Consider the following 3156-nt stretch of genomic DNA (forward strand, 5'->3'; position numbering starts at 1 on the left):
GCGCCTTCTCCGCATCGCTCCAACTGCGCCGTCGCCTCTCCCCCGTGATCACCTCGATCCGCTGATAGGAGGCGGCATCATGCCTGTCTTGATGTCTGTCTTGATGCATGGAATGAGCGTCCCTCGCGTTGTCAAATCCACGCGCGAGTCTCGCTCATCCCGTCCACCTAAACGAGGTGGGGTCGTCGTACCGCTATCAGCCGATGTACGCCCCGAGGCGCTTCGGGGCGAGCTGTAAGCGTGCCCCTGTTCCATGGTGCTGCATGCTAGGTAACGAGCCACTGATGCGACAGTTGTGATCGTAGTCGAAACCGTTCGCATCATTCCCGCGCACTGAGACACTTGTCCTGCTGTAACCACGAGTTTCATGCTCGTAGACGCTCAGAACATCACGGCGAAGACCGTGCGCAAATGCGGTTGCAGCCGCAGCAGCTCTAACATGTGGCTTCATTACGCAACACACCAGCATGCATTATCGAGCGGACGAACCCGTTAGAGACATCAAGTCAGCCCTACATCACCGAGCGGTAGTCGGACGGGATTCGGTGATGACGTCATCCCGTGGCAAGTCGCGTGCCAACTCGCGATTAAAGCTCTGCGGGCCAAATTGCTGGGGACGGTTTTGAGAGGATCGCGTTATGTAGACGTCAAATTGTCGGATTGTGTCCAACCGCACAAATCGCGACATTTGGCCAGATACGAAATGTCCTAAATACTTAGCCTAACTTGGGCGCCAGCTCAGTTTGGAGGGGCTCATCATTGGCGGGCCGCTACGGCTACCGATTACTTCTGCGAGCCTACCGTTGCCCATCTTTCGACTTCCCCCGGTTGAGAAAGAATGCGATCGCTGCAGTTGCTGCTGTGATGATTGTATATGCGAAAAATAGCAGCTCGGCGCCATCCGCGTCTGCATATTCTTCCACATCTGCACCTCGTTCGTTTATCGGCGTCCGCGTTCGCTGAACCATCGACCGCTTGTGTTTGTTGTGTTTGCGAGCCTAGCGAGATGACTATCTTAGACGTCGGCATTGAATTAGTCAGGCGACCAATCCTGGTAGCTACCCACGGGATCTCCCGGGCTATATAAAATAGGGTCTTCCTGGTGGACATGCACCCATCAGGCAGCGCGGTGGTCGGCTTTGCCATTTGAGACGGCAAAGCTGGCTACTGAAGTTAGCGGCGCGCGATAGGGTGCTTCATCAGTCGTCATGAAGGCGCCGAGTCACGTTGCTAATTTCAATGGCAGCGCGGGCGCGGTAGGGACAGCGTCGGCTACGCAATACATCGACGCCGAGTCGCGCTCGCGCTGCCTCACTCGAGATAGCGAATGACGGCACGCGACACCGAATTGGTTTGTCGTCGGCATGCGCTTTAAGGTGAGCCGAGAGGTCAAGTGTGAATCAACCGATGACGCCGTTGCAAACAATTTGCGAATGGATCGAAAAACAGCACGCAGAAATACAAGGCGAAATCACTGCTGGTATGGCGGCTCTTTTGGACTTTAGCGATTCTGACTTTATTGCGCTCGACAGCGAGGAACAAAGGGATTGTTTGCGGCAGTGGTTGAGCGAGGCGGAATTGCCAGCCCATGCGGTCGTTGGCCGTGCTCTGACGTTCCGCGCCTGTTTTGAGTATCTCGCGGAGACCAGGTTTAGCGAGGCTTGGTGGAAGCATTCTGAAGAACTCTTTCGAGAAGCTCTCGATGAGACCAAGCGTAACCCTAGTTCTGATGCTGCGGATTGGGATCCAATTGCACGAACAACGCTTGACGATATGTCCGCCCGGAAAAGCAGGTGGATCGAAGGCCGGCAGTCTTGGAGAGAGCTTGCCGATGGTAGTCTAACACCCTCTGCTCTCAGGGAATGGGTTACCTCCGTAGCTCAGAATCGAAGACGGCGTGCGCGTGACCGACAGCTCTGATGTCCGTCGCCTACAGATTCGTCTAGTTGACGAACGCGGTATTCTCCAGGCGGAATCGCTATCAATGAAGGAAAGCAAAGCTGTGTCTCCGCTGGAAGCAATCACCCGTGGGCTGCAATCACAAGCCTTGGACATGCAGCTTGAGATCGCGGGGCTTCGCGACATTCTTGACGTTTGAGAATGACGGCGTTCTCATGCTTGGCGGATCGGAACAGCTCGAAGCTCTTCATCGATGGTTGAACGAGTCGGACTTGACATCGTGCATGGCACGCAGACCGTGCTTTGTCCTTTCGAATCTATTTCGATTGCTTTGTCGCGGAAAGAATGACGGACGCCGGATGGAAGCGAACCGAAGAGCTGGCGCGCAAAATTCTGATAGAGGCTAAGCGCGACGGTAAGTTCGCGGCTGCGCCAAAGGCGCAAAGGATGCTAGAGGTTCTGCCCGCTCGAAAAGAGAGCTGGAGGAGTGTCGTGAAATCATGGAATGAATTGGCCGCGACTTACCTAACACACGAGGCCGTCTCAGATTGGAGCGCCGCCGAGAGGCGTATGGGCCTGAGAGTCATTTGAAGTAGCGGCGTGCCTGTTGTTGCGCTGAGGTCGCCTCAGCGAGGCACCGCTTAATTCTGGCTTTGAGGAGCGCTAGCAGTTGTGACTGCCCCGTGCCTATACCGAGCGAAGCAGTTGCCTGTATCCGTTGTCCGCTAACCAATGGGAGCGTTCAAGGTGACTGTCGTAGGCGCGACGCTCTGGCTCTGCGTTTGGATCGATGCTCAGAACTGCCCGAGCAGTTTGACAACTTAATGGCGTGCCAAATGTTGTGTTCAAGCGTGGGCTGCGGAGTGCGTTGATGAATTACATAGCCGCCCGGTAAGTCTTTGAGAATGACGGCTCAAATTGGGTCGGGGACCGTTCGTAGCGATCTCCCGCTACCAGCGAAATTTTCAATGGCAGCGCGGCCGCGGTGGGGCTTCGCGGTTCTCGGCGCCGAGCCGCGCCCCGAGCTGGCTCTTTCGGGCTAATGAGTGGCCACGCATAAGACACGATTTGCCTTCGGCACCCGCGTTCGGATGAGCTAACTTGGGAACGTGCGGTGCCCAACTTAGCGAACAAAAGCGGGGATGGTGTAACTGACGGTGAGACCTTTCAATTACCCACATTTGGAATCGGATTTGAACGACGCGCTGCGGGCGAAATCTTGAATCGGAAGAATCTGTTGTGATTCATTGTTGAGCA

General features: G+C 55.5%; 2 protein-coding genes. One reads left to right on the forward strand and one right to left on the reverse strand.

What is annotated here, in order from left to right; all coding sequences use genetic code 11:
- Positions 1 to 1389: 1389 nt before the first annotated feature.
- Positions 1390 to 1674, reverse strand: a complete 285-nt coding sequence (locus K289_RS52760) for a hypothetical protein (protein WP_245284148.1) — start codon at positions 1672 to 1674, stop codon at positions 1390 to 1392.
- A gap of 223 nt (positions 1675 to 1897) precedes the next feature.
- On the opposite strand from K289_RS52760, the gene K289_RS52765 reads away from it, so the two are divergent.
- Complete coding sequence (locus K289_RS52765; RefSeq protein WP_245284149.1) at positions 1898 to 2098, forward strand: hypothetical protein; 201 nt, start codon at positions 1898 to 1900, stop codon at positions 2096 to 2098.
- The last annotated feature ends 1058 nt before the right edge of the window (positions 2099 to 3156 follow it).

Source organism: Bradyrhizobium sp. Cp5.3 (genome assembly GCF_000426265.1).
GTDB classification, from domain to species: domain Bacteria; phylum Pseudomonadota; class Alphaproteobacteria; order Rhizobiales; family Xanthobacteraceae; genus Bradyrhizobium; species Bradyrhizobium neotropicale.

Bases quoted from the DNA above. Each gene is read 5' to 3' on its own strand.
- K289_RS52760 (WP_245284148.1), bottom strand. From the start codon at position 1,674: ATGCTTCCACCAAGCCTCGCTAAACCTGGTCTCCGCGAGATACTCAAA.